The sequence below is a fragment of the Saccharothrix hoggarensis genome, from assembly GCF_052936025.1.
This window is the reverse complement of record NZ_CP193624.1, coordinates 1,283,500-1,308,584: the sequence shown is the minus strand read 5'-3', so window position 1 is coordinate 1,308,584 and position 25,085 is coordinate 1,283,500. Positions and strand designations below refer to the sequence as shown.

17 protein-coding genes, 1 tRNA gene and 2 pseudogenes are annotated in these 25,085 nt (G+C 72.2%); 11 read left to right on the top strand and 9 right to left on the bottom strand.

The window, feature by feature from the left end; translation table 11 throughout:
• Nucleotides 1–186: 186 nt before the first annotated feature.
• The 3 genes from ACRAKH_RS06380 to ACRAKH_RS06370 form a co-directional block, all read right to left on the bottom strand.
• A complete protein-coding gene (locus ACRAKH_RS06380) occupies nucleotides 187–4,173 on the bottom strand; it encodes a hypothetical protein (RefSeq protein ID WP_380718690.1) in 3,987 nt (1,328 codons plus the stop codon).
• Between the two features lie 18 nt (nucleotides 4,174–4,191).
• Nucleotides 4,192–5,868: an energy-dependent translational throttle protein EttA gene (ettA, locus tag ACRAKH_RS06375; protein WP_380718687.1), complete on the bottom strand. Its 1,677-nt coding sequence runs from the start codon at nucleotides 5,866–5,868 to the stop codon at nucleotides 4,192–4,194.
• Between the two features lie 646 nt (nucleotides 5,869–6,514).
• On the bottom strand, nucleotides 6,515–7,066 hold the full coding sequence (locus tag ACRAKH_RS06370; protein WP_380718685.1) for a single-stranded DNA-binding protein: 552 nt from the start codon (nucleotides 7,064–7,066) through the stop codon (nucleotides 6,515–6,517).
• A gap of 175 nt (nucleotides 7,067–7,241) precedes the next feature.
• On the opposite strand from ACRAKH_RS06370, the gene ACRAKH_RS06365 reads away from it, so the two are divergent.
• Genes ACRAKH_RS06365 through ACRAKH_RS06355 form a run of 3 tightly spaced genes read left to right on the top strand, consistent with a single transcriptional unit; the run spans nucleotide 7,242 to nucleotide 9,620 of the window.
• Entirely contained in the window at nucleotides 7,242–7,868 is a 627-nt protein-coding gene (locus ACRAKH_RS06365) for a TetR/AcrR family transcriptional regulator (RefSeq protein ID WP_380718683.1), read from the top strand.
• Between the two features lie 8 nt (nucleotides 7,869–7,876).
• On the top strand, nucleotides 7,877–8,794 hold the full coding sequence (locus ACRAKH_RS06360) for an ATP-binding cassette domain-containing protein (protein ID WP_380718681.1): 918 nt from the start codon (nucleotides 7,877–7,879) through the stop codon (nucleotides 8,792–8,794).
• 13 nt (nucleotides 8,795–8,807) lie between these two features.
• Nucleotides 8,808–9,620, top strand: a complete 813-nt coding sequence (locus tag ACRAKH_RS06355) for an ABC transporter permease (RefSeq protein ID WP_380718679.1) — start codon at nucleotides 8,808–8,810, stop codon at nucleotides 9,618–9,620.
• 49 nt (nucleotides 9,621–9,669) lie between these two features.
• On the opposite strand, the gene ACRAKH_RS06350 is transcribed toward ACRAKH_RS06355, so the two are convergent.
• The gene (locus tag ACRAKH_RS06350; protein WP_380718677.1) at nucleotides 9,670–11,622 is read right to left on the bottom strand and encodes a cytochrome c oxidase assembly protein; all 1,953 of its coding nucleotides are present in this window, start codon (nucleotides 11,620–11,622) and stop codon (nucleotides 9,670–9,672) included.
• Between the two features lie 79 nt (nucleotides 11,623–11,701).
• On the opposite strand from ACRAKH_RS06350, the gene ACRAKH_RS06345 reads away from it, so the two are divergent.
• Complete coding sequence (locus ACRAKH_RS06345) at nucleotides 11,702–12,283, top strand: DUF3558 family protein (RefSeq protein ID WP_380718675.1); 582 nt, start codon at nucleotides 11,702–11,704, stop codon at nucleotides 12,281–12,283.
• On the opposite strand, the gene ACRAKH_RS06340 is transcribed toward ACRAKH_RS06345, so the two are convergent.
• The gene (locus tag ACRAKH_RS06340) at nucleotides 12,249–13,436 is read right to left on the bottom strand and encodes an MFS transporter (protein WP_380718673.1); all 1,188 of its coding nucleotides are present in this window, start codon (nucleotides 13,434–13,436) and stop codon (nucleotides 12,249–12,251) included. The genes ACRAKH_RS06345 and ACRAKH_RS06340 overlap by 35 nt on opposite strands.
• A 61-nt stretch (nucleotides 13,437–13,497) precedes the next feature.
• On the opposite strand from ACRAKH_RS06340, the gene ACRAKH_RS06335 reads away from it, so the two are divergent.
• The 5 genes from ACRAKH_RS06335 to ACRAKH_RS06315 all read left to right on the top strand — a co-directional run bounded on the left by ACRAKH_RS06335 (nucleotide 13,498) and on the right by ACRAKH_RS06315 (nucleotide 18,125).
• Nucleotides 13,498–14,553 (top strand): LacI family DNA-binding transcriptional regulator, encoded by a 1,056-nt coding sequence (locus tag ACRAKH_RS06335; protein ID WP_447009682.1) that lies wholly within the window; start codon nucleotides 13,498–13,500, stop codon nucleotides 14,551–14,553.
• Nucleotides 14,554–14,677: 124 nt separating this feature from the next.
• Nucleotides 14,678–14,750: transfer RNA gene (locus ACRAKH_RS06330), tRNA-Arg, on the top strand.
• A gap of 543 nt (nucleotides 14,751–15,293) precedes the next feature.
• Nucleotides 15,294–15,926, top strand: coding sequence for an ATP-dependent Clp protease proteolytic subunit (locus ACRAKH_RS06325; protein WP_380725070.1), 633 nt, complete (start codon nucleotides 15,294–15,296; stop codon nucleotides 15,924–15,926).
• 131 nt (nucleotides 15,927–16,057) lie between these two features.
• Nucleotides 16,058–16,633: an ATP-dependent Clp protease proteolytic subunit gene (locus ACRAKH_RS06320; RefSeq protein WP_380725068.1), complete on the top strand. Its 576-nt coding sequence runs from the start codon at nucleotides 16,058–16,060 to the stop codon at nucleotides 16,631–16,633.
• A gap of 937 nt (nucleotides 16,634–17,570) precedes the next feature.
• A complete protein-coding gene (locus ACRAKH_RS06315) occupies nucleotides 17,571–18,125 on the top strand; it encodes a LuxR C-terminal-related transcriptional regulator (RefSeq protein ID WP_447009681.1) in 555 nt (184 codons plus the stop codon).
• Between the two features lie 22 nt (nucleotides 18,126–18,147).
• Here ACRAKH_RS06315 and ACRAKH_RS06310 read toward each other — a convergent pair whose 3' ends face one another.
• Entirely contained in the window at nucleotides 18,148–18,918 is a 771-nt protein-coding gene (locus ACRAKH_RS06310) for a tryptophan 2,3-dioxygenase (protein ID WP_380725066.1), read from the bottom strand.
• A gap of 327 nt (nucleotides 18,919–19,245) precedes the next feature.
• Between ACRAKH_RS06310 and ACRAKH_RS06305 the strand changes: the two genes are divergently transcribed.
• Nucleotides 19,246–20,799 (top strand): tryptophan halogenase family protein, encoded by a 1,554-nt coding sequence (locus tag ACRAKH_RS06305; RefSeq protein ID WP_380725065.1) that lies wholly within the window; start codon nucleotides 19,246–19,248, stop codon nucleotides 20,797–20,799.
• Between the two features lie 98 nt (nucleotides 20,800–20,897).
• Here ACRAKH_RS06305 and ACRAKH_RS06300 read toward each other — a convergent pair whose 3' ends face one another.
• Nucleotides 20,898–22,160, bottom strand: a complete 1,263-nt coding sequence (locus tag ACRAKH_RS06300; protein WP_380725064.1) for an MFS transporter — start codon at nucleotides 22,158–22,160, stop codon at nucleotides 20,898–20,900.
• Nucleotides 22,161–22,255: 95 nt separating this feature from the next.
• Nucleotides 22,256–23,815: an AMP-binding protein gene (locus tag ACRAKH_RS06295; protein ID WP_380725063.1), complete on the bottom strand. Its 1,560-nt coding sequence runs from the start codon at nucleotides 23,813–23,815 to the stop codon at nucleotides 22,256–22,258.
• Nucleotides 23,816–23,910: 95 nt separating this feature from the next.
• Between ACRAKH_RS06295 and ACRAKH_RS06290 the strand changes: the two are divergent.
• Nucleotides 23,911–24,057, top strand: a pseudogene (locus tag ACRAKH_RS06290) (hypothetical protein); the annotation flags it as partial.
• Between the two features lie 98 nt (nucleotides 24,058–24,155).
• Here ACRAKH_RS06290 and fabD read toward each other — a convergent pair.
• Nucleotides 24,156–25,049, bottom strand: a pseudogene (fabD, locus tag ACRAKH_RS06285) (ACP S-malonyltransferase); the annotation flags it as partial.
• Nucleotides 25,050–25,085: the final 36 nt, after the last annotated feature.

Here is a 25,085-nt window from a genome sequence, read left to right as displayed (position 1 = left end):
GACTCCACGCTATCCGGTACCTCTGTGTACCGGGTCCGCGCACCACTTAACCAGACGCCAGGAACCGGTTCGCCACAACCCTCTCACTGAATCGAGCCACTTGCAGGGAAAGTGGGAAAACGCTGTGACAGAAGGTATTTCCCGCTTTGTTACCCGCGGGAAACCTTATTAGAACCTCAAATCATTTCATTCGGGAAGTGTCCACGTGTCGAACCGGGGCCTCGGGTCGACGCGCTGGATCGGCGCGGTCGTCTCGGTGTCCGACTCCGGGGCGGCCCGGTGCGCCTGGGTCTGCGTCTGCGTCGGCGTCGGCGCCTGGGTCTGGGTGTAGGCCTGGGCCTGCGGCTCGACGGGCGTGATCGGCACGGTGTCCTCGTCGAACCGGCCGGCGGCCTCGTCCTCGCGCCGGGCGTCCTCGTAGGCGACGAGGGCTTCGGCGAGGAGTTCGGCCAGGCTCAGGTCGCTCTTGTGCCGGCGCGAGGCGCGCGTGGCGCTGGGCGACTCGGACGTCGGCGGGGGCGTCGGTTCGACGATGGCCGGGAGGTCGATCGTCTTGCCGCCCACCACGACCGCCGTGACGAACGGCTCCTTGGTCTCGTCCACGGGGCCGGGGCCGTCCGCGACGGCGACGCCCTTGGCGCCTTCCTCTGCCGCCGTGACCTTCGGTCCCTCGACCTGGGGCTCCTCGGCCTTCGGTTCCTCGGCCCCGGTTCGCTCGGCAGGGCGTCGAGGGGCGCTGTCCGGCACGTCGTCGTGCTCGACGTCCGCCGCGCTGAGGAACCCGCTCGGCGCGAACCGCGCCGGCGGAGGCGGGGGCACCGCGTCGAGGGACGACGGGTTCGCCGGGACCGGGTCGGGGATCGGCACGGTCGGGACCTGGTCGGGTTCGGTGACCGGCGGCACCTGCTCCGGCTCGGGCTGTGGCGTCGGGACAGGCGTCGGGGCGGGCGTCGGGGCGGGCGTCGGCGCAGGCTCACGCTCCGGCGACGTCGACCCGGGCACCGTCTCGGCGGGAACCTCCGGCCGCTCCGCGGCCGCCACCTCGACGACCGGTTCCGGCTCGCGCACCGGCCGCACCTCGGCAACCGGCTCCGCCACGGCGTCGGGCCGGGTCTCCGACTCGGCCTCCTCCACCGCTTCGGGCACCGGTTCCGGTTCCGGCTGCGGTTCCGGCAGGGCTTCCGACACCGGTTCGGGCGCGGGCGAGGGCACCAACATCGGGAAGTCGGCGAAGGACGTCGCGAAGTCGGGAACGGGCGGCTTCGGGTAGTCGGGCGGATCGGGGACGCGGGCGGTGGGGATCACGGGCCCCTTGACGAAGGCGGCGCCGAGTCCGACCGGCGGCTCGTCGTCACGGATCGCGGGCTGGACCATCGTCGGCGAGTCGAACATGTCCACGGACGGCTGCTCGACCTTCAGGTGCGGCGGGGCTTCCACGCGCCACTTCACCGTTTCGGGTTCCGGCTCACCCTCCGGACCGCGCACGTCGTCAGCCGCGGTCTCGTCAGCCCCGGTCTCGGCCGCAGCCTCGATCTCGGCCGGAGCCTCGCCACCAGCCTCGCCGACGACCTCGGGGCTCTCGACCGGGACTTCGGCTGCCGTGGTCTGCTCGTCGTCGTCGCGAGCACGCCGCCGACCACCGACACGCTGCGAACCGAGGAGGCCGGCGGCCTTCAAGACGTCCAGCACGTTGGGATCGGAAGCCTGCTCGCCGGAGGGCCGCTCGCCGTCGTCCTCGGAGTCCTCCCGGGCCCGCCGACGCCCACTGCGCACCGCACCGGCAGCCGCGATCAACCCCGCCGCCGGAACACTCCGCTCGCCCGCAGGACCGCTGTCCGCGTCCGACTCGGCACTGGGCCAGCCACCACTCACGCCGCCGTCGCCGGCTGCCTGCCCGGCAGCGCTGCCGCCGGCAGTGTCACCGCCAGCGGGGCTGCCGGCATCCGCGCTGTTGACGTGGCTTCCGGACGACAGCGCCGATGCCTGCTGGGCAACGATGCCGGCGGCCGGGCCGCCCGGATCGGTCGACGCGTGCCGAGTCGTCCCGACGTCGGAGCCACCCAGTCCTGTCGACGCCTGCTGAGCCGCGCTGACGGAGCCGGCATCGGCGGGCCGGCCGGCGGTCGCCGCGAGGCGGGGCCGCTGGGGCTCGGGCCGCTGGGGCTCGCCGTCGCCGTGGGCCGGGCCGGCCGCGTGGCCGCCAAGGGCTTCGGCACCGGTCGGCTGGGCGGTTTGGCTACTGGGACCGGGGAAAGCCGCACCGGCCGAAGGGCTCGCAGCGGGCGTGGGGCGGATCTGGTCGATGTTGCTCAGCGCACTGCCACCGGTCTGGATGGAGCTGAAGGCATCCGGGGCCGGCGGGATGGGTGCGGCGGCAGCGGCGGCCAGGTTGGGGATGCCCGGAGTGCTGTCCGGGAACCGCGGAGTGCCGACGGCTTCGGTCGAGGGCGACCCGGTAGGCGCGGTGGGCGCGGTCGAAGTCGGCGTGGTCGCGGCGGTAGGCGCGGTCGAGGCGGTAGGCGCGGTGGGGGTCGGCGCGGTCGCGGCGGTAGACGCCGTCAAAGCAGCGTGCGCGGTCGAGGCGGTGTGCGTGGTGGGAGTCGGCGCGATCGAGGCGGCGGGCGCGGTCGATGCGGGCGGGGTGGCGGGCGTGCTGGGGGTGGTGGGCGCGCTCAGGCCGGGCTGCGCGGCTGCGGGCTTGGCTTCGACGCTTCGCGCGTGTTCCGGGCGTCCCTGCGCGGTGGACGGCGGGGTCGTCGTTCCCGGTTCCGGCGCTCGGCGGCGACCTCCCGGCGCGGCCTTCGCCTCGCCTTCCGCGTCACCGAACGGCTGCACCAGGCGCCAGCGGTCGGCGGCGTGGGCCCTGGCGGCCGAGACGCCGTCCACGGTCATGTCCTCCGCCGCACGGCGGGAGCGCTTCACCCGGACGCCCTCGTTGCGGTGCAGTTGGGCCGGGCGCCACTGGCGCAGTTGCTGCTTCGCCTCCGGCGCCACGTCGACCTCGGGCGTGGCGGGCATCGGCTGGGAGGCCGGCGTGGTGTGGGGGGTGGTCGGGGTGCCGTTGCGGAGCAGGGCCGCCAGTTCGTCGTGCAGGCCGCCGGCCGGGCGGCGGTGCACGCCGGAGAACTCGGCGGCGAGTCTGGCGCGGACGGCGTAGACGGCTCTGGCACGCCTGCGCTCGGCCGCGTGGGCGGAGCGCAGGTCGGCGAGGGCCTCCGCGAGGTTGCCCGCGACCTCGTGGACGTGCGCGAGCGCCAGCAGGCTCTCCGCCAGCAGGATGTCCAACTGGTGCCGCTCGGCGCTGTCGGCGGCGTCGCGGAGCAGGTCGCGGGCCTGGTCGACGCGGCCGGACGGCAGGTGCACGCGGGTCGCCAGGGCCAGGCGCAGCCACCCGGTGGTCGCCGCGGACGGCGCGCGCACCGGGCGTTCGAGGAGCGGGGTGCCCGCCTCGGACGCCTCGCCCGGCTTGTTCGAGTCGAGCAGGGCGCAGACCAGCTCCACCGTGAGCCTGCCCCGGACCTGCCCGTTGTCCGACTCCGGCTCCTTGAGCCGGTCCAGCAGGGCCAGGCCGTCACGGCACGACGCGATCGCCGCGGGCAGGTCGCCCCAGCGGCGGTGCTGGCCCGCGGCGGCCGCGCGGAGCAGGCCGCGGTGCAGGAGCGTCGTGTCGTGGTCGAGCAGCGGGTCGGCTTGGAAGAGGCCGTCCGCCTCGTCCAACGCCCCGGCCAGGGCCGCGCCGCGGCCCACCGAGACCAGGCACTCGGCGGCTTGGACGAGCGCCGCCGCCCGGAGACCCGGTGGGACGTCCTCCGCCTCCAGGACGGGGCGGACGGCGGCGAAGCCCGTCAGGGGCGCGCCGACCGACCTGGCGCTGTCGGCCAGCTCGACCCGCAGCCGCCAGGCCGTTTCCCGCTCGGTCGCGGCCTCGGCCGCTTTCAGGGCGTCCAGCGCCCGGTCCGCGGTCCGGACACCCCGACCCATGCGGTTGCTCGCGAAGACCACCAGGGCCTCCGCGCGCAACCGGTCGGCCTCGTCACGGCGGGCGGAGGCGAGCGCGACCGCACGCTCGCCCAGCACCAGAGCAAGCTCCGGTGCCCGCCAACGCAGCCGCCAGGCGGGCACGACCAGCGTGCTCACCTCGACGTCCGCCTGCGCCTCGCCCCTCGCCGCCACGATGTAGGTACCCGGCTCTCAGTCCCGTGTGAGCTTGCGGTAGGTCACGCGGTGCGGCCTCGCCGCCTCCGCGCCGAGGCGCTCGACCTTGTTCTTCTCGTAGCCCTCGAAGTTGCCCTCGAACCAGTACCACTGCGACGGGTTCTCGTCCGTGCCCTCCCACGCCAGGATGTGCGTGGCGACGCGGTCGAGGAACCACCGGTCGTGCGAGATGACCACGGCGCAGCCGGGGAACTGCTCCAGCGCGTTCTCCAGCGAGCCCAGGGTCTCGACGTCCAGGTCGTTCGTCGGCTCGTCCAGCAGGATCAGGTTGCCACCCTGCTTGAGCGTCAGCGCCAGGTTCAGCCGGTTGCGCTCGCCACCGGAGAGCACGCCCGCCGGCTTCTGCTGGTCCGGGCCCTTGAAGCCGAACGCGCTGACGTACGCCCGCGACGGCATCTCGACGTTGCCGACGTGGATGTAGTCGAGGCCGTCGGAGACGACCTCCCACACGTTCTTCTTCGGGTCGATGCCCGCGCGGTTCTGGTCGACGTACGACAGCTTGACCGTCTCGCCGATGCGGACGACGCCCGAGTCGGGCTGCTCCAGACCGACGATGGTCTTGAACAGCGTCGTCTTGCCCACGCCGTTCGGACCGATGACGCCGACGATGCCGTTGCGCGGGAGGCTGAACGACAGGCCGTCGATCAGCACCCGGTCGCCGAAGCCCTTCTTCAGGTTGTCGACCTCGACCACGACGTTGCCCAGGCGCGGGCCCGGCGGGATCTGGATCTCCTCGAAGTCGAGCTTGCGGGTCTTCTCGGCCTCCGCGGCCATCTCCTCGTAGCGGCCGAGGCGGGCCTTGGACTTGGCCTGGCGGGCCTTGGCGCCCGACCGGACCCAGTCCAGCTCGTCCTTCAGGCGCTTCTGGAGCTTCTGGTCCTTCTTGCCCTGGACGGCGAGCCGCTCGGCCTTCTTCTCCAGGTAGGTGGAGTAGTTGCCCTCGTACGGGTGGGCACGGCCGCGGTCCAGCTCCAGGATCCACTCGGCGAGGTTGTCGAGGAAGTACCGGTCGTGCGTGACGGCCAGGACCGCGCCCGCGTACTGCGCCAGGTGCTGCTCCAGCCACAGGACGCTCTCCGCGTCCAGGTGGTTGGTGGGCTCGTCGAGGAGCAGCAGGTCCGGCTTGCTCAGCAGCAGCTTGCAGAGGGCGACCCGGCGGCGCTCGCCACCGGAGAGGGTCTTGACGTCGGCGTCCGGCGGCGGGCAGCGGAGGGCGTCCATCGCCTGCTCCAGCTGGGAGTCGAGGTCCCACGCGTTCGCGTGGTCCAGCTCCTCCTGGAGCTGGCCCATCTCCTCCATCAGCTCGTCGGAGTAGTCGACGGCCATCTTCTCGGCGATCTCGTTGAAGCGGTCGAGCTTCACCTTGATCTCGCCGAGGCCTTCCTGGACGTTGCCCAGGACGGTCTTCTCCTCGTTGAGCGGCGGCTCCTGCTGGAGGATGCCGACCGTGTAGCCGGGCGAGAGGAAGGCCTCGCCGTTGCCCGGTGTGTCCAGGCCGGCCATGATCTTCAGCACGCTCGACTTGCCGGCGCCGTTCGGACCGACAACGCCGATCTTCGCACCGGGGAGGAACATGATGGTGACGTCATCCAGGATGACTTTGTCCCCGTGCGCCTTGCGCACCTTCTTCATGGTGTAGACGTACTCGGCCATGCCCGCGATCGTAGAGCGGTGCCGATCGGGCCCGAACCTCGGACGCCGGCAACGGACGTGAGGACAACGCAGAGTTTACGCGATCGTGGGTCACCCACACCTGTCACACGGCCTGAGCGAGCGCCTGGCGCAACCCTGCGACCAGCGACTCCGACCGGATGCGCGAACTCGTAGCGCTGTCAACCCCGGTGCCTGCGTCCGGACCCGCCCCCTGGCGCCGGCCCGACGACCTCCCCCCTCCACGCTCGCAAACGGCGACGACTGCCCGCGCATTGTCCGTCCGGATGACGTGATCGGAACCCCTTGTACCCCGATCGGCGCAGAACCACTTCGGACGAGCCCTTCGGCCACCCGGCTGCCCGCCACAGGTGGTGCTCGACCGGCACCCGGCCAGTACCCCGGTCGACACCGATCGGTACCCACGTCGGCACCTCGCCAGGCCCAGCCATCAACGCTCCGACGGCAACGGCCCATCGCTGCCAAGACCACCCGCCGAGGGCAGTGACGGGAGGCAGCAGTGGTGCCGGTCCTGGTGGCGGGTGGCCGTGCCGGGTGAGGGTGCCGGGGTGGTGGCCCACCACCCCGGCACGGTCGGCACGTTGCCGCCGAGGCCGACGCGGCCCTGGGCGGCAGGAGTCGTGGTGGGTTAGAACGGCACTCCGGTTGCCTCCTTGGGTGACGGCCGATCCGTCGGCGCGGTGGGCGGCGGGTCGTCGCCCCGGCGGGGGGCGACGATTTCCGGCGCCACGAAGTCCGGGGCGGTCGGGCCGGGGGCCGGGGGCTCGGGCGGGGCCTGGTCGGGGGCGGCTCGGGCTTCTACGGCGTCCGGCACGAGCCTGGTGCGCACCGGGGTGGCTGTGCAGAGGGCCAGGTTCGGGCCGATCGCGGTGGCCTCGACCTCGACCACCTGGCGGACGGAGCCCTCGTACTCGACGTCCTTGATCAGGAGGCGACCGGTGACGACTATCGGGTCGCCCTTGTTCAGCGACGCATTCGCGTTGTCCGCGAGCATGCGCCAGCAGGTGACCGACAGGAGCATCTTGGCGCCGTCGCTCCACGTGCGCTGCTCCTTGTCCCACACCCGCTCAGTGGTGAACAGGCGGAACCCCGCGCGGCTGAACCCGGCGCCGACCTTGGTGTGGGTGACCTTGCTCGCGACGTTGCCGCAGAGGGTGACGCGAGTCTCGTTGTACGCCATGACCGCCTCCTGACGGGATTGCTGTTAGACCAAGGTTGCCGAGCGGATTGGGTCGGGGACAGGGCCGATTCCGGATCTGTGGACAACTTCAGGGCCTTGGCGGATGTCATGGACCACCAAGTGAGTGAGTCCTCACTCGTTGACATGAGTGAGGACTCACTCATAAGCTGGCACCATGCCCGAGGACACCACCCAACGCCGTCGGCGCGCGCCCGCGATGAGCCCCGAGGACCGCCGCGAGGCGATCGTCGCGGCTACCGTCCCGCTGCTCTTCGCCCACGGCGCCAACGTGACGACCAGCCAGATCGCCAAGGCGGCCGGCATCGCGGAGGGCACGGTCTTCCGGGCGTTCAAGGACAAGCAGGAGCTGATCCACACCTGCGTGCGCAGCGTCCTGGCGGTCGACAGCGAGCTGGAACTCATCGAGCAGGCCAGGCGGGCGAAGACGCTGCCCGACCGCCTCTCCTGGGCGATCAGCGCCGTGTCGAGCTACCTGGACCGGATGTGGCAGCTGGTCAGCGTCCTGCGCGACTCGGGCTACGACCCGCACGGCGAGCGCGAGCACAAGGGGCCGCCGGCCGAGATGCAGCGCATCTCCGAGCAGGTCGCGTCGCTGTTCGGCCCGGACGACGACCTCCGCGTCGACCCGTCCCTCGCCGCACGCCTGCTGCTCGGGCTCGTCTTCACCAACCGCATGCAGGGCAAGGGGTTCGGCGACTCCACCGCCGACACCGACCAGCTCGTCGAGCTGTTCCTGCACGGCGTGCTGAGGGGAAACGCAGTGGACGAGGGGGAACGGTGAACGACCTGATGATCGAAGCGACGGACGTCGGCAAGGCGTTCGGCGCGCAGAAGGCGCTGGACGGGGTGAGCGTCGCGGTGCCGAAGGGCACCGTGCTCGGCCTACTGGGCCACAACGGCGCGGGCAAGACGACGCTGGTCAACGTGCTGACGACCATGCTGCCGCCGGACTCGGGCAGCGCGAAGGTCGCCGGGTACGACGTCGTCGGGCAGGCGCACCAGGTGCGCAGCCGGATCGGCCTGACCGGCCAGTTCGCCGCCGTGGACGAGCAGCTGTCCGGCCTGGACAACCTGGTCCTGATCGCCCGGCTCCTGGGCGCGAGCCCGCGCGAGGCCAGGGCCAGGGGCACGGAGCTGCTGGACCTGTTCGGGCTGGCGGACGCGGCGAAGCGGCCGTCCCGCACCTACTCCGGGGGCATGCGGCGACGCCTCGACCTGGCGGCGAGCCTGGTCGGCCACCCCGAGGTGATCTTCCTGGACGAGCCGACGACGGGCCTGGACCCGGCCAGCAGGCTCGGCCTGTGGGAGATCGTGGAGGGCCTGGTCACGGACGGCACCACGGTCCTGCTCACCACGCAGTACCTCGACGAGGCCGACCGCCTCGCGGACTCGATCACCGTGCTGGCCCAGGGCAGGGTCGTCGCCTCGGGCACGAGCGCGGAGCTGAAGGCGCAGGTCGGCCGGCGCACGGTCACCGTGACGCTGGCGGACGCGGCGGACGTCCCGAAGGCCGGCGAAGCCCTCGAACGGGCCGGTCTGCAGCCCGTGTCGGCGGAGAACACGCTCACCGCGCCCGTCACGTCGTCGCGCGAGATCGCCACGGTGGTCCGCGCGCTGGACGAGGTCGGGCTGGAGGCCACCGAGCTCGCCCTCGGCGAGCCCACGCTGGACGACGTCTACCTCACCCTCGCGCAGCACGCGGCCTGAACAGGAGCCCCGGATGACCGCCACCCTCACCTCCGCGCCGCAGACCAGGTGGCGCGGCACGGACTTCGGCACGCAGGTGCTCGTGCTGACCCAGCGATCGCTGCGCACGCTCGTCAGCGACCCCCGCATGATCGTGTTCAGCGTCCTGCAACCGCTGATCATGCTGACGTTGTTCAGCCAGATTTTCGCCGGCATCGCGCAGACGCCCGGCTTCCCGCAGGGCGTCGCCTACATCGACTTCCTGATGCCCGCGATCCTGGTCAACACGGCCATGCAGTCCGCGCTGCAGGCCGGCGTCGGCCTGGTCACGGACATGAAGAACGGCGTGCTGGCCCGGTTCCGCTCGCTGCCGATCCGGCTGGGCTCGGTGCTGGTCGCGCGCAGCCTGTCCGACCTGGTCCGCACGGCGTCGCAGCTGTTGCTGATGCTGGTGTTCGCGGTCGTCGTCTTCGGCTTCTCCCCCGCGGGCGGGTTCGTGGGCGTCATGGCCGCGCTCGCGCTGGCGCTGGCCGTCGGCTGGGGCATCGGCTGGATCTTCCTGGCCATCGCCGCCTGGCTGCGCAACGCCGAGCTCATGCAGACCGTCGGCTTCCTGGCCATGTTCCCGCTGATGTTCGCGTCCAGCGCGTACGTGCCGATCAGCGGCCTGCCGGGCTGGCTGCAGGCGGTCGCGAACGTCAACCCGTTGACGTTCGCGGTGGACGCGGCGCGCGCCCTGGCGCTCGACCACCCCGTGACGGGCGTGGTGGGCGCGCTGGTCACCAGTGCCGCGCTCGCCGCGGTGGGCTGGGTGGCGGCCGTGCGCGGCTACCGCCGTCCGCTGTGAGCCGTCCCGCACTGAGCTGTCCCGCAGCGAGTCGTCCCGGTGAGCGGGGCTAGTCCTTGCCGGACATCTTCCGCAGCATCGCGTTGTACGCGGCGAGGTCCGCGTCACCGTCCGCGTCCGCCCGCCGGTCCGCCCGGCGGGCGTCGCGGCTGTCCGAACGGGCCCACTGCACCAGCAGCGCCACCATCACCACGATCAGCGGCACCTCCCCCGCCGCCCACGCGATGCCGCCGCCCAACCGCTGGTCCTCCAGCTGCGACGTCACCCACGGCAGGCCGAGCGAGCGGTAGAAGTTGTCGCCGATCACGGTCTGCGAACTCATCAGCACGATCCCGAAGAACGCGTGGAACGGGATCGAGGCGAACAGCAGGCCGAGCCGGCCGAGCGGGGGCAGCCGGTTCGGCGCCGGGTCGATGCCGATCACCGGCCAGTAGAACGCGTAGCCGACCAGGATGAAGTGCGCGTTCATCGCCAGGTGGGCCCAGTGGTAGTCCAGCGCCGCGTCGAACAGCCCCGAGAAGTACAGGCCGTAGAACGAGCCGACGAACAGCGCCAGCGCCACGAGCGGGTTCGTCAGCAGCCTGGCCACGGGCGAGTGCACGAACGCCAGCAGCCACTCGCGCGGACCGGGCGGGTTGCCCTTGCCCGCGGTCGGCAACGCGCGCAGCGCCAACGTCACCGGACCGCCCAGCACCAGCAGGATCGGCGCGAGCATGGACAGCAGCATGTGCGCTTCCATGTGGATGGAGAACATCGCGGGCGCGTACCGGCCGAGGCCCGACGACGTGGCGAACACCACGGTCAGGCAGCCCGCGACCCATGCCGCGGTGCGGCCGACCGGCCACGCGTCACCGCGCTTGCGCAACCGCCGCACGCCCAGCACGTACACCGCGGCCAGGACGAGGAAGAGCGCGCCGAAGATCAGGTCGAACCGCCAGTCGAACAGCAGGCGGGACCACGTGGGCGCGCCGAACAGGTCGTAGCCGATGCGCAACTCCACCGTGCTCGGCAGCACCCGGCCCTCGACCGGCGGAGGCGTGCGGCTCAGCGCGGCGGCCAGGCCGATCGTGACGAACATCAGCAGGACCTCGACGCCCGCGAGCCTCAGCAGCGCGTGCCCGGAGCCCGTGGCGACGACCTGCTTCACGCCCTTCTCGCGCTGGAAGTACCCGACCACGCCCAGGACGACCAGAGCGAGCGTCTTGCCCAGCACCAGCAGGCCGTAGTCGCTGGCGAACAGCTGGTCGAACGGCAGCCGCACCCAGGCGTTGATCACGCCGGAGGCGGCCATCACGATCCAGCAGACCAGCGCCAGCTTGGAGAACCGGGTCGTCGCCAGCGCCAGGTGAGCGCCGCCGCGCCGGCCGTGCGCCAGCAGCGCGATCAGTCCGCCGACCCACAACGCCGCCGCGATCAGGTGGTACAGCAGGCTGTTCGTGGCGACGTCGTGCGAGCCGCCGCCCGACGAGTGACCCGTCACCGCCACCGGGACCAGCGCGAACACGGCCACGAAGAACAGCGTCGCGGTCCAGCCCCACGACAGCACGAGGCGGCAGCCCAACGCGAGCAGCGCCACCACCACCGCGGTGATCATCCACGCCTTGGCCTGCTCCACCAGGCCCGCGACCTGGAACAACACCGCCGGGTCCAGCATCACCGCCACCGGCTGGCCCAGCGCGTCGGCCACCGTGAACGGCACCGACAGCACGGCGCCCAGCGTCCACACGAGCGCCGCCCAGCCCGCCGTGCGCAGGGCCGCGTATCCGTCGGCGGCCAGGGTGCCGTTGCCCTGCGGCGGCACCAGGAACGCCGCCAGCAGCAGCGAGCCGATGGTCAGCACGGCCGCCGACTCGGTCAGCACGCGCACGACGATCAGCCCCGCGCGGTCGGCGCCGGTGGCGGTGAGCAGGCCCGCGGCGACCAGCGCGGCCGTCGTCGTGCCGACGAGCAGCAGGGGGATCAGACCGGTGCGCTGGGTGCGGGTGGGCGCTTCAGTGGGCACGCCACGAGCGTAGGCGGCGCGGCGGCGGTGCGACCAACCGCCGGACGTGCGCAGATCACACCCACTACCGTTGCCGGACGTGACCGGTTCCCGCGCGCTGCTCCCGATGGCCCTCGCCCTGCTGCTGGCGGCCGGGTGCAGCTACACCGTCAACGGCGACGCGCTGCCCCAGGCCGAGTTCACCACGCAGGCTCCGACGACCACGCGCACCTCCTCGCCGAAGGGCGCGCCGAAGATCGCCAAGCCGCGCACGGTCGTGGGCGTGGAGCCGTGCAAGCTGCTCACCGCCGACGACCTGAAGGCCATCGGGCCGTACAAGAAGGACCCCCGGCGCGCGGACGACCAGATCCAGGAGTCGTGCCAGTACGTGCTGGACGACGGCTCGCCCGCCGGGCGGACCGTGGTCGCCGCGCTCTACCAGAAGTACGAGCAGGTGCAGTCGCGGCAGGCCAAGGGGCACGAGGTGGTCGTGGACGGCCACTCGACGTGGGTGCTGTGCGACCTGTCCGGCAGCGAGATGGCGTGCACGGCGACCCTCGCCGTCAACGCCAACCGGAGCGTCCTGATCGCGATGGCACAGCCCTCCGGCGTGCCCGACCAGATGCTGGCGGCCATGCAGCCGCTGCTCAAAGCGGCGTTGAGCAGGCTTCCCGCGGCGTGAGCTCACGGGCGCGGGACCGCCGCGCCAGCAGCACCACCGGCACCATCAGCGCGATCACCACCGCGACGACGCCCAGCGACACCGACAGGTTGCTCGCGTGCGCGATGCCGCCGACCATCGGCGGGCCGAGCAGGAAACCGGTGTAGGCGACCGTCGTCACCAGGCCGATCTCGCGCTCGCCGCCGGTGCCGTCCGCGCGCCTGCCCGCGTCGCCGGCCAGGTCCATGATCACCGGGAACGCGAAGGCGAGGCCGAGGCCCGCGAGCGCGAAGCCGACGTACCCGGAGGCTGCCACCGGGACGAGCACGGCCAGCGCCAGGCCCGCCGCCGCCACCAGCGCACCGCCCACGAGCAGCCGGTACGGGCCGAGGCGGCGTTGGGCGGGCTCGCCGAGCAGCCGCGCGGCGGCCATCGCGATGGAGAACCCGGCGTAGGCGGCGGCAGCGGCGGCCTCGCTCAGACCGCGCTCCTTGACGAAGAACAGCGCCGACCAGTCGGCCGTGGCGCCCTCCGCGATCGCGGAGAACAACGTGACGACCGCGAGCAGCCACAGGAACGGGCGCTTGAGGACCGGCCGGTTGTCCTTCGGCGCGTCGGCCGTCTCGCCGGTCGCGCCCGGAACGGCCCTGATCACCCACGCCAGCGCGACCGCGCCGATCACGGCGGTGGTCACCAGGTGGCGGGTGAGGCCCCAGCCCACGCTCGCCGCGGCCGCCGCGCCCAGCGAGCCGACCAGGCCGCCGACGCTGAAGCCCGCGTGGAACTGGGGCATCAGCGGCCGGTCGAGAGCGCGGGTGACGGCCACCGCGGCGACGTTCATGCCGACGTCCAGCGACGCGCCGCACGCGCCCAGCACGAACAGGTTCAGCCCGAGGTGCAGCGGCGAGCCCGCGAACGCCAGGGCGGGCACGCCCACCACCGTGACGGCCGACCCGACGACGATGAGCTTCCGCGCGCCCACCCGCGCGCACATGCGGGCCGCGAACGGCGCCGTCAGCGCCAGGCCGAGGCTCGCTCCCAGCAACGCCAGGCCGAGCGTGGCCTCCGTGGCGCCGACCTGGGTGGCGACCGCGGGCATGCGCGCCGCCCAGGAGAGGAAGAGCGCCCCGTTGAACAGGAACACCGTGAACACGGCGAGGCGTGGCGTGGGCATGTCCCGAGTGTGGCTGAAGCGCTTCAGAACGTCCAACCGATTACCTGGTTACGCTCATCACGTGGACCGCCCTCGCAAGCCGACGCTCGACACGGTGGCCGGCGCGGTCGGCGTGTCGCGCGCCACGGTGTCCAACGCCTACAACCGGCCGGACCAGCTGTCCGCCGCGCTGCGCGAGCGAATCCTGGAGACGGCCGCGTCGCTCGGGTACGCGGGCCCCGACCCCGTCGCGCGCAGCCTGGCGACCAGGCACAGCGCCGCCGTCGGCTTCATGCTCGGGCAGGGCCTGTCGGCGTCGTTCGCCGACGCGGCGCTCTCGATCGTGCTGGACGGACTGGCGTCGACCGTGGACGGGCACGACCATTGCCTGGTGTTGATGCCCGGGCGGGATCGCGGCGGGCCGCGGCCGGAGACCGTGGCGCGGGCGCAGGCCGACGTCGTGGTGGCGTACTCGCTGCCCGACGACGCGCCCGCGCTGACCGCCGCGCGCGCCCGCGGGCTGCCGGTGGTCGTGGTCGACCAGCCCGTGCTGCCCGACACGGCGCGCGTCGAGGTGGACGACCTCGGCGGGGCGCGGTTGGCGGCGACGTCACTGTGGGCGTCCGGGCACCGGCGGTTCGGCGTGGTGACGTTCGCGCTGCACCCCGACGGCCACAACGGGCCCGTGTCGCCCGAGCGGCTGGCGTCCACGTCCTTCCGGGTGACCCGCGACCGGTTGCACGGCTACCTCGACGTGACGGGGCCGGAGACGCCGGTGTGGGAGTGCGCCCGGAGCAGCCGCGAACTCGGCCGGGCGGGCGCCCGCGCCCTGCTCTCCGCCACGCCCCGGCCGACCGCGCTGCTGTGCGCGTCGGACGAGCTCGCGTTCGGCGCGCTGCAGGCCGTGCGCGACCTCGGGTTGCGGGTGCCGGCCGACGTCTCGGTGATCGGGTTCGACGACGTGCCGGCGGCCGAGCACGCCGACCCACCGTTGACTACGGTGCGTCAACCCCTGGCCGAGAAGGGCCGCCACGCGGGCGAACTGGCGCTCCGGCTGCTCGACGGCGGTAGACCAGGCGAGCCCACAAGACTGCCCGTTTCGCTGGTTTCCCGCGACTCGACGGCCCCACCGAAGTGATCCACATCACTTTTCAGGCCTCATAATCGCAGTTCCGGCGCCAGGAAGAAACGCGCCGGGTGTTCCGGACGATGTGTCCGGTGGGGCGGCTACGCTGCTACAGCGCGTGGTCACAGCCCCTCCAGCCTCCGTAGCTCAGTGGAGAGAGCGAGGGACTTCTAATCCCGAGGTCGCAGGTTCGAATCCTGCCGGGGGCACGCAAGCACTGTGACGGTGGTGGCCGATCCGCGGTCGAGGTCGGCCCACACCACACCCGCACGATCCACTTCTCCGGTCCCGGACCTCCCGCCGCGTCAGCCGCGGGTGCGCGGGGCCGATGACGAGACCCCGCGCGAACGCGCTCGTCGACGTTCCCCGCGAGACGCCCGTGATCACCGGTCGTCGGGACCGCGAACCGGCCGAGATCACGGACTCCGGCCGGAGCACCGGGACCGCGTCCGCCGCGAGGTGACGGGCGGCGCCGGAGCGCCGCGCCGCCGGGCGCCGGGCGCCGTCCGGCCGGCTCGCCGCGAGGGGGCCGTTGATCAGGGCCGACAAGGCGAACGGACGGCTCGGAAAGCGCGTGCGCCGGCGGTCCCGACGGGCCGGTGGCGGGCACGTCCGCTTGTGGCGAACCCCCGGTGTCGGAAGCACGCGCCGAGGAGACCACGACTAGAGTGGGCTGCGCATGCCAGGACGCGGCGAGAGAAAGAGAGCAGTACGTGAATATGAACGAGCACAAGCAGGTCACGGCCGCGCCCATGATCTGGTCCGGCATCACCGCGCCCGTCAACGCGGCGGCTCCGGGTGGTCTTTCCTGGGGTGATTCGCTGTACGACCGCCTCCTCGCCCAGCGGATCATCGTGCTCGGCCAGGAAGTGAACGACGAGATCGGCAACAAGCTCTGCGCGCAGATGCTGTTGCTGGCGGCCGAGGACCCGGACGCCGACATCGCGATGTACATCAATTCGCCCGGTGGTTCGGTCACCGCGGGAATGGCCATCTTCGACACGATGAACCTGATCCCGTGCGACGTGGCCACGTACGCGATGGGAATGGCCGCGTCCATGGGCCAGTTCCTGCTGTCCGCCGGTGCGCCCGGGAAGCGCTACGCGCTGCCCAACGCCGAGATCCTGATGCACCAGCCGCTGGGCGGCGTCGGCGGCAGCGAGTCCGACATCACGATCCAGGCGGACCGCCTGCGCCGGCTGAAGAGCCGGTTGGCCGAGCTCATCTCCGGCTTCAGCGGCCAGACGAAGGAGCAGGTCCTGAAGGACGCCGAGCGCGACCGCTGGTTCAGCGCCACGGAGGCCCGCGACTACGGCCTCGTCGACCACGTGATCAGCCGCGCCGCCGGCGCCCCGGAGAGCGACCCGATCAACCCCTCGCGCTGAGCGCTCGTGGTCGTCGTGCAGCCGTCGCACGCGCCGGACCCGGTGGGGCTTCCCGCCGGTCCGACCTTCCCCCCGGCACCGGGCCGGTTCGCGCGCTCCGCGCGCGGGCGGCGGGAGGGAGTGGTCACGGCATGTCCGCGCACGGCTGGGCGCTGAACAAGTTGATGAGCGACATGCTCGACGACCGCACGATCGTCATCAGCGGCGAGCTCGGCCGGAGCGCCTCGACCTCGGTGGTGTCGCAGCTGCTGCTGTTGAACGCCACGAACCCCGACGAGGACATCAGGCTCTACATCGACAGCGCGGCCGGGTCGCTGTCGTCCGCGTTCGCGATCTGCGACATGATCAACTGGGTCGCCCCGGAGGTGTCGACCTGGGCGGTCGGCACGGTCGAGTCGGCGGCGACCCTCGTGCTGTGCGCCGGGGCTCCCGGCAAGAGGTACGCGCTGCCGGGCTCCGCCGTCGTCCTGAGGGAACCGGGCCTCGACGAAGGGCTCGACGGCGAGCACCTGGCGGCGCCGGCGGCGCTGCACCGGAAGTGGGTCCACGACATGGTGCGGCTGCTGTCCGAGCGGACGCGGCGGAGCCCGGACGTCGTCGCGGGAGACCTCCGCGCCCACCGCCGCCTGTCCGCCCCGGAGGCGGTGGCCTACGGCATCGTCGACCAGGCCGCGGCAGGCGGGAAGTACGCCCCGCAGGGCAACTGAGCGAGCCCGCGGGCGACACACCCCACCCGGAATAACCCGACGACGACACCGTTCGCAACCGGTGGACCGCAACTGGGCCGCACTGTGTTCGGCATCCCGCTCCCCACTCGTCGGCCCCGGCCCGCCCGAGCGGCCCGACCAGCGCGGATGTCCCGTGACTGGGGGTGACGGCGACGCGTGCCTTGCGCCGTCACGTCGACATGTGGTTAGCATCGGTGCGGCATCTCGGTGTGCCGGTGGGGAGGTCCGGCCGGGACGTGGGGGGTGGTGCGATGGATATCGAACGGCGGTGCCCGCATTGACCGGCCGGGGAAGCCTGCGCACGGTCGCGCGGTTCCTGTGAGAGAACGCGGATGGACATCTCCAGCTTCGGCCTGAGCGCGTCCCGATCCGCGTTGTCCGCCGGTGTTCCGCCGATCCGATCGGCCGTGTCCGGCCGTTCGCGCCGACAACGGCGGCAGGTCGACGACTCCACGCGCATCCCGGCACGACCGCGGCCGACGCGGGAAGTGCCCGAACGGTCGCGCGCGCTTTCCCGCGCCGTCCCGACTTCGAAGTCCCATCGGCGCGCGGGAAGCACGACAACGGTGCCCCGGCCGGGGTTTCGCCCTGGTCGGAAAATCGCGGAAGAACTGGAGAACATTGATCGGTGGGGACGGTCGATGGCGCGTCTTTCCCGCCCGTGACGGTGGTGCGGGCTCGGCGGGGCGCCACCGCGGAACTGGTCTCTGACGACAGCAGCAAATTCTCCTACGAAGGATGGTGCGCCATCAGCGGGGATGTTATCGCTCTGGTTAGTGGACGGAAATCCGTCGCGGACGGGCGTGGCGCGGACGACGTCGCCCGGTTCCACAACGCCGACCTGGCGGTCCTGGTGGTCCTCCCGAACGAGGTCACGAGGTGGGGTCTCACCTACATGCTGCACAGCCTTTCCCCGGTGAAGGTCGTGCACGGTTGCGCCGGGTTCCGCGAGGCCGTGACCCTCTTGGAGAACCGCACTTTCGACATCGTGCTCCTGTCCGCCGACGCACGGGAGGAGTTCGACCAGGTGGCCGCGGTGGCGGCCAAGCGCGGGGTGAAGACGGTGGCCCTGCTCCGCGACGCGAGCGACGACGTGATCGCGCAGGCGTCGACGCTGACGGCCGACGGGTTCATCCTGGAGTCCGCCGTCGACCCGCGGTCGCTCGAGGACGCGTTGCTCCGGCTCCAGCGGGGGGACATGGTGCTCTCGTCCTCGCTCGCCCGGAAGCTGATCACCGAGCTGCGCAGGCGTGGTCAGCCGAGGACGACCACGTTCCGCCTCACCCCGCGGGAGCAGCAGGCGCTCAGCCTGCTCGCCGAGGGGATGAGCAACAAGCAGATCGGCCGCCGGCTCGGGATCTCCGTGCACGGGGCCAAGCGGCACGTCGCGAACCTGCTGGCGAAGCTGAACTGCCCCAACCGGACCCTCGCGGTCGCCTACGCCATCCGCGACGGCCTGCTGACCGAATGACCGGTGTGACCGGGCGGGCGGCTCACAGCCGGGACCGGACCTCCCACAGCTCGGGGAAGAGGTGGGAGGCGACGAGCGTGCGGAGGTAGTCCACGCCCGCCGAGCCGCCGGTGCCGCGCTTGTACCCGATCTGGCGCTCGACGGTCAGCGCGTGGTGGGTGCGCCACCGGCCGAACGCCTGGTCGACGTCCAGCAGGGCCTCGGCCACGCGCAGCAGTTCCCAGTGCGCGGCGGGCTGGTCGTGGTAGCCGTGCTGCCAGAGGTCGGCGAGCGAGGCGAGCCCGCGCCTCTCGACCAGGGCGACGAACGCCTCCCGCACGCTGGGTTCCTCCAGCCTGCGCGCCAGGCGTTCGCGCTCGGCGTCGGTGAGCGGAACCCGGTCCAGGTACCCGGCGTCCTTCAGCCCGGCCAGGAACTCGATCTCCCGGTACTGCACGGACTGGAAGCCGCTGCCGCCTTCGAGGGTCTTGCGGAAGGCGAGGAAGTCCACCGGCAGCATGGTGTCGAGCACCGCCCACTGCGAGAGCAGCACGTGCTCGACGGCGACGAGCCTGCGCAGCAGGTGCTCGGCCGCGCCGAGGCGGCCGTCCAGCAGGAGGTCGCGCACCTCCTCCAGCTCGAACAGCATCAGCTTGAACCAGAGCTCGTGCACCTGGTGCACGATGACGAACATCAGCTCGTCGTGCGATTTCGTCTCGGGTTGGCAGGCCAGGAGCCGGTCGAGTTGCAGCACCTCGCGGTAGCGGGTCCCCACAGCGTGCTCGGCGCCGTTTCGCCGGTCCGACTGGACCACGGAAACCTCCTCGATCGACGACGTTCGGACAAGACAACCCGCTCGGCTCGACGTCGTCGGCGAGGCAGCGGCAAGGCGGGACGACGCCCCCGGACCGCGGTGCGCGACCGGGGACCGTCCGCCGTTCGCGACACACCGGCACGACCGATCGTCACCGGGTCGAGGTTAGGAACGGGGGCGGTCCGGGGGCCAGTGCCCGAACGGATGCCCCAACGAGCCCCGCCAACGGTTCACGGTCAGTGCCCGGTCGAGCAGTCGCGGCCGGCCGGCCGGGCGTGCTGCACTGGCCGTCGAGGTCAGGTTCGGCTGTCGTGAAGAGGGTGGGACATGCTCCGCAACGTCGTCATCGTCGGTGGAGGTACCGCGGGTTGGATGACCGCCACCTACCTGAAGGAAGCGTTCGGCGATCGGCTCTCGGTGACCCTGGTCGAGTCGGCCCGGGTGCCCACCATCGGCGTCGGCGAGGCGACCTTCAGCACCGTCCGGCACTTCTTCGACTACCTCGGCCTGGCCGAGCACGAGTGGATGCCCGCCTGCCACGCGTCGTACAAGCTGGCCATCAGGTTCGAGAACTGGCGCGAGCCGGGCCACGTGTTCTACCACCCGTTCGAGCGGCTGCCCAAGGTGCAGGGGTTCACCATGGCCGACTGGTGGCTCAAGCTCGGCGGCGAGCGGTTCGACAAGGACTGCCTGGTGATCCCCGCCCTGTGCGACGCCATGCGGTCGCCCCGGTACCCGGACGGGGAGCTGTTCGAGCGCGCCCTGCACGACGGCGGCGATCGGCCGCGCCGGAGCACGCTGTCCGACCAGAGCACCCAGTTCCCGTACGCCTACCACTTCGACGCGTCCCTGCTGGCCGAGTTCCTCGCCGACCTCGGCACGAGCCGCGGCATCCGCCGGGTGCGCGACGACGTGCTGGAGGTGCGCCAGGACGAGCGCGGCTGGATCAGCCACGTGGTCACCCGCGAGCACGGCGACATCACCGGCGACCTGTTCATCGACTGCACCGGGTTCCGCGGCCTGCTGATCAACCAGGTGATGAAGGAGCCGTTCGAGTCCTACCAGGACTACCTGCCGAACAACCGGGCCGTCGCGCTGCGCGTGCCGATCGACGTGGTGGAGAACGGGATGCGCCCGTGCACCACGGCCACCGCGATGGACTCCGGCTGGATCTGGACGATCCCGCTGTCCAACCGCATCGGCACCGGGTACGTCTACGCCGAGGACTTCTGCGCGCCGGAGGACGCCGAGCGGACGCTCCGCGAGTTCGTCGGCCCGGCGGCGGCCGAGGTCGAGGCCAACCACATCAAGATGCGCATCGGCCGCAACCGGAACTCGTGGGTGCGCAACTGCGTGGCGATCGGGCTCTCCAGCGGGTTCGTGGAGCCGCTGGAGTCCACCGGGATCTTCTTCATCCAGTACGGCGTCGAGCAGCTGGTCAAGCACTTCCCGGACGAGAACTGGCAGCCGGAGCTGACGGCGGGCTACAACCGGGCGATCGCGCGCTGCCTCGACGGCGTGCGGGACTTCCTGGTGGTGCACTACCGGTGCGCGGCGCGGGCCGACACGCCGTACTGGAAGGCGACCAAGGAGCGGCCGGTGCCCGCGGGGCTGGAGGAGCGGCTGGAGGCGTGGTCGGTCCGGCTGCCCGACGAGACCAGCATCTACCCGTACTACCACGGGTTCGAGGCGTACTCGTACAACGTGATGCTGCTCGGGCTCGGCGGCCACCTGCCCCAGCGGTCGCTGCCCGCGCTCGACTACCTCGACGACACCGAGGCGCGCGCGCAGTTGGCGCGGGTGCGCGAGCAGGCCTCGGCTCTCGTCGACGCCCTGCCGAGCCAGCAGGAGTACCTGGCGAGCGTGGCGAGCGGGCGCTGAGAGACGGGCACTGAGGACGGGCACTGAGAGACGGGCGCTGAGGACTTGGTGCCGTGGGCGTGCCGCCGGGGTGGTTTCGACCACCCCGGCGGTCCGCGTCACGAGTGCTGTTCGACCGGCTCGTCCGCGGCCTTCGCCGGGAACCGCGGCAGGGTCATCAGCAGCGCGCCCGCGACGACCAGCAGGGCCGTGGACGCGATGAGCGCGACGTCGTAGCCGCCGGTGGCCCCGCGCAGCCACGAGATCAGCAACGGGCTGGTGCCGACGCCGACGACGAAGATCGCGTACAGCACGCCGAACAGGCGGCCGTAGTAGGCCAGGTCGTAGTAGCGGGCGGTCAGGTAGCCCATGACGTCCACCTCGCCGCCCAGGGACAGGCCGAGGCCGACAGCGGCCACCGCGGCCAGGCCGGGACCGCCGAACAGCAGCGCGAGGAACCCGATCGCGGCGACGCCGAGCACGGCGGCGGCGATCCGCGGCGCGAAGAAGCGGTCCACGAGCAGACCGACCACCAGCCGGCCGACGATCAGCGACACGCCGACGAGGCTCGCCGTGCCCGCGGCGGAGGCGGGTGACACCCCGGCGTCGCGCAGCAGCGGGACCAGGTGCACCGGCATACCGCCGAGGGCCAGCGCGAGCACGAAGAAGGTCACGGCCAGGCGGGCGAACAGCGGGGTGCGCAGCAGCGGCCCGAGCCGCAGGGCGGCGGTGGCCCCGGTCCGGGACGCCGGCCGGGCGAGCGCCCGCGAACGCGGCATCAGCACACCGACGACCACCGCGCCCACGAACACCACGACGGCCAGGACGCGGTAGCTGCCGCGCCAGTCCTCCGCGATCTGCGCGCCGAGGATCTGCGGTGCGAGGAAGGCGACGAGCCCCGCGCCCGCGAGGGCGATCCCGAGCGCGACACCGCGGGCCCGGTCGAACCGCTCGTTGACCGCGCGGGTGAACGACACCGGCGACGAGGCCGCCGCCAGCACGTACATCAGGGACGACACCAGCAGGAACGCCGTGAAGGGCTGTCCGACCGCCGAGAGGAGCAGGAAGATCCCGCCGAGCGCGACGAGGGACACCGTCGACGGGATGCGCACGCCGTAGCGGTCGACGAGCGTGCCGATGAGGGGCGCCAGCAGGACGTTGATGACCGAGCCGATGAGGAGCACCGACGAGAGCTGGCTGCGGCTCCAGCCGAACTCCGCTTCGAGCTCCGGGATGAATAACCCGAAGGTGTAGAACGGCAGCGACGCGACGCCGAGGCCGATGCCGACCGTGGCGGCGGTCAACGGCCGCCAGCCGTGCAGGAGTTCGGACCCGGGGCCGCGCGGCGCCACGTCCGGCCGATCTGTCGTTGCCTTGCCCATTGAGTTCTCCTTGGCGGATTGGAGGAAACGCGACCGCCGGGCCGTGCGGGAGGCCGCGGCCCGGCGGGGTGCTGAGGTGAGGCGATCGGCGCCGGTCACACCTTCCGGTCGTGGGCCGCCCAGTACTCGTCGCGCAGCTCGCGCTTGAGGACCTTGCCGACGAGGGAGCGGGGCAGTTCGCGGACCAGGACCGACTTGGGCGCCTTCACCGGTCCGAGCCGCTCCTCGCACCTGCGCAGGATCGCGTCCACGTCGACCTCCTGCCCCGGCTCCGGCTCGACGACGGCGGTGACCACCTCGCCCCACTTCTCGTGCGGCAGGCCGATCACCGCGCAGTCGCGGACCTCGGGGAAGGTGTGGACGACCGCCTCCACCTCGGAGGAGTACACGTTGAGGCCACCGGTGATGATCATGTCCTTCTTGCGGTCGACGATGTAGAGGTAGCCGTCCGCGTCGCGCAGGCCGATGTCGCCGGTGCCGTGCCAGCCGTTGGGGCGCCGGGTCTCGGCGGTCGCCTCCGGGTTCTCCCAGTACCCGTCGAACACCAGGTCGGAGCGGACCGCGAGCTCGCCGAGCCGCTCGGGCGGCAGGATCTCGCCGTTGTCGTCGATGACCTCGACGCGGGCGACGACGGTCGGCTTGCCGCAGGAGGCCAGCCGCCTGCGGTCACCACCGGGGGCCACGGCCCGCGCGATGTCCTCGGTGGTGAGGACCGTGCACGTCAACGGCGCCTCGGACTGGGAGTAGTACTGGGTCATGACCGGCCCGAACACGTCGACGGCCTCGGCGATCCGCTCGGGCGGGATGGGCGAGGCCGACAGGAAGAAGTGGCGCAGCGAGGAGTAGTCGTGGTCGCGGACCGTCGGGAGGGCGAGCAGGTCGTACAGGTCCGCGGCGGGCAGGAACAGTCGGGACACCCGGTTGCGCTCGATGGAGGCGGCGATCTCCGCCGGCGCCACGTCCTGGTGGATGACGACGGACCCGCCCGCGCCGAGCGTCGGGAAGACCAGCGACCCGCCCGCGTGGGCCATCGGCGTCGCGATGAGGTGGCGGGGCGGCTCGGGCTCGGCGGCGTGCACGGAGATCGCGACGAACATCAGGTGCGCCTGCCGGTTGGTGATCGGCACGACCTTCGGCGTGCCGGTGGTGCCGCCGGTGCTGATGAACAGCATCGGGCGGCTGGTGTCCGGTGGCAGCATCGGCGCGGTCGCGCCCGCGGGGGCCATCCAGGCGGTCAGCTCCGGGTCGCCCGCGCGGCCCGGTCCGATCGAGACCGCCGTGCGCACGGCCGGGAGCCGTTCGAGGACGGCCGTGGCGCGGTCGGCCAGGGAACCGTGGTAGATCAGCCGGGTGGCGCCGGCGAGGTCGAGGAACGTGACGTAGTCGTCGATCGCGCTGGCCGAGTGGCCCGCGCACCAGACGCCGCCCGCCCGGATCACGCCGACCGCGGCGGCGAACGCGTGCGCGTCGTTCGTGCTGAGGATCGCCACGCGCTCGCCCGGTTCGAGCCCGGCGTCCAGCAAGGCCACCGCGACCCGGTGGCTGACCGCGGTGAAGTCCTCGTGCGTCATGAGCACGGTCCCGTCGGGAGCGAGCATGCACGGCGCGGCGGGGTCGATGCGGGAGCCTCGGTCGAGGTAGTCGACGAACATCATGAGTGGGCAACTCCAGTGGTGGGGACGGCGGAGTGGGCGACCGGGCGGGCCCGGTCGGTCACCGGTGGCGTGCTCCGCCGGCGCGGATCTTCTCGATGGCCTCGTCGACGCGGAGCGTTCCGCTCGCGCAGTCGCGCAGCAGGGCCAGCACGCGCTCGTCACGGTATTCCAGCCACGGCCCGGCGTCCGCCGGTTCGGTGGACACGGGTTCGGTGAACGCCGGTTGGATGGACACGGGTTCGGTGAACGCCGGTTGGGTGGGCGCGGGTTCGGTGAACGCCGGTTGGGGGGACGCGGACTCGCTCGACGCGGGTTCGGTGGATGTGGACCCAGTGGACGCCGGTTCGGCGGAGGGGGCGCTCTGCCGTTCCCCGTGGTCCTCCGCCGCCGTGATCTTGTCGATGAGGGACGTCAACACCTTGGTGCCGCCCAGTTCCACGAACTCCGACACACCCGCGTCCCGCAGGTGGCGGACGCAGTCGGTCCACCGGACGGGCCGGGTGATCTGCTCGGCGAGCGCGGCCCGGACGGCGTCCCGGTCGGTCTCGAAGGGACGTCCGGTCACGCTGGAGACGACGGGGGTCCGGAACTCGCCGAAGTCCACGGAGTCCAGGTAGGACCGGAACTCCCGCGCCGCCCGCGCCATGTGCGGCGAGTGGAACGCACCGGAGACCCGGAGCGGGACGAAACCCCGGAAGCCCTCGACGCCCTCCAGAACCGGCCGGAGTCGCTCCAGCTCCTCCTTGCCCCCGGACAGCACGAACTGCTCGGGCGCGTTGTAGTTGGCGATGACGACCCCGGTGACGCCGTGCGCCGCCAACGTCTCCTCGATGACCTCCGCGGGAACGCCCACCACCGCGGCCATCCCGCCGCCGCCCGCCCGGCCCATCAGCTCGGCGCGGCGGCGCACCAGCGCCAGGCCCGTCACGAAGTCGAAGGCGCCCGCCGCGAACAGCGCGTTGTACTCGCCGAGGCTGTGGCCCGCCAGGAAGTCCGGCGCGGGCCGGTCCTCCCGGCGTGCCGCCAGGTAGTGCAGCGCGTTGACGACGTAGAGCGCGGGCTGCGCGTGCTTGGTCTTGTTCAGCAGGCGGTCCGGGTCCTGCAGGCACAGTTCCTCGACGGAGTACCCAAGCACCTCGTCGGCCTGGCGGCACAGGTCCGGGAAGTGCCCGAACACGTCCTTGCCCATGCCCTTCTTCTGCGCGCCCTGGCCGGGGAAGACGTAGCAAAGCATCAGCTGACCTCACACCGGGGTCGTCGGTACTTGCCG

Excerpts from the sequence above, each read along its gene's own strand:
- ACRAKH_RS06325 (WP_380725070.1), top strand. The coding sequence starts at position 15,294 with ATGATCTGGTCCGGCATCACCGCGCCCGTCAACGCGGCGGCTCCGGGT.
- ACRAKH_RS06305 (WP_380725065.1), top strand. The coding sequence starts at position 19,246 with ATGCTCCGCAACGTCGTCATCGTCGGTGGAGGTACCGCGGGTTGGATG.
- ACRAKH_RS06370 (WP_380718685.1), bottom strand. The coding sequence starts at position 7,066 with ATGGCGTACAACGAGACTCGCGTCACCCTCTGCGGCAACGTCGCGAGC.
- ettA (WP_380718687.1), bottom strand. The coding sequence starts at position 5,868 with ATGGCCGAGTACGTCTACACCATGAAGAAGGTGCGCAAGGCGCACGGG.
- ACRAKH_RS06295 (WP_380725063.1), bottom strand. The coding sequence starts at position 23,815 with ATGATGTTCGTCGACTACCTCGACCGAGGCTCCCGCATCGACCCCGCC.
- ACRAKH_RS06360 (WP_380718681.1), top strand. The coding sequence starts at position 7,877 with ATGATCGAAGCGACGGACGTCGGCAAGGCGTTCGGCGCGCAGAAGGCG.
- ACRAKH_RS06365 (WP_380718683.1), top strand. The coding sequence starts at position 7,242 with ATGCCCGAGGACACCACCCAACGCCGTCGGCGCGCGCCCGCGATGAGC.
- ACRAKH_RS06340 (WP_380718673.1), bottom strand. The coding sequence starts at position 13,436 with ATGCCCACGCCACGCCTCGCCGTGTTCACGGTGTTCCTGTTCAACGGG.
- ACRAKH_RS06300 (WP_380725064.1), bottom strand. The coding sequence starts at position 22,160 with ATGGGCAAGGCAACGACAGATCGGCCGGACGTGGCGCCGCGCGGCCCC.
- ACRAKH_RS06355 (WP_380718679.1), top strand. The coding sequence starts at position 8,808 with ATGACCGCCACCCTCACCTCCGCGCCGCAGACCAGGTGGCGCGGCACG.
- ACRAKH_RS06320 (WP_380725068.1), top strand. The coding sequence starts at position 16,058 with ATGTCCGCGCACGGCTGGGCGCTGAACAAGTTGATGAGCGACATGCTC.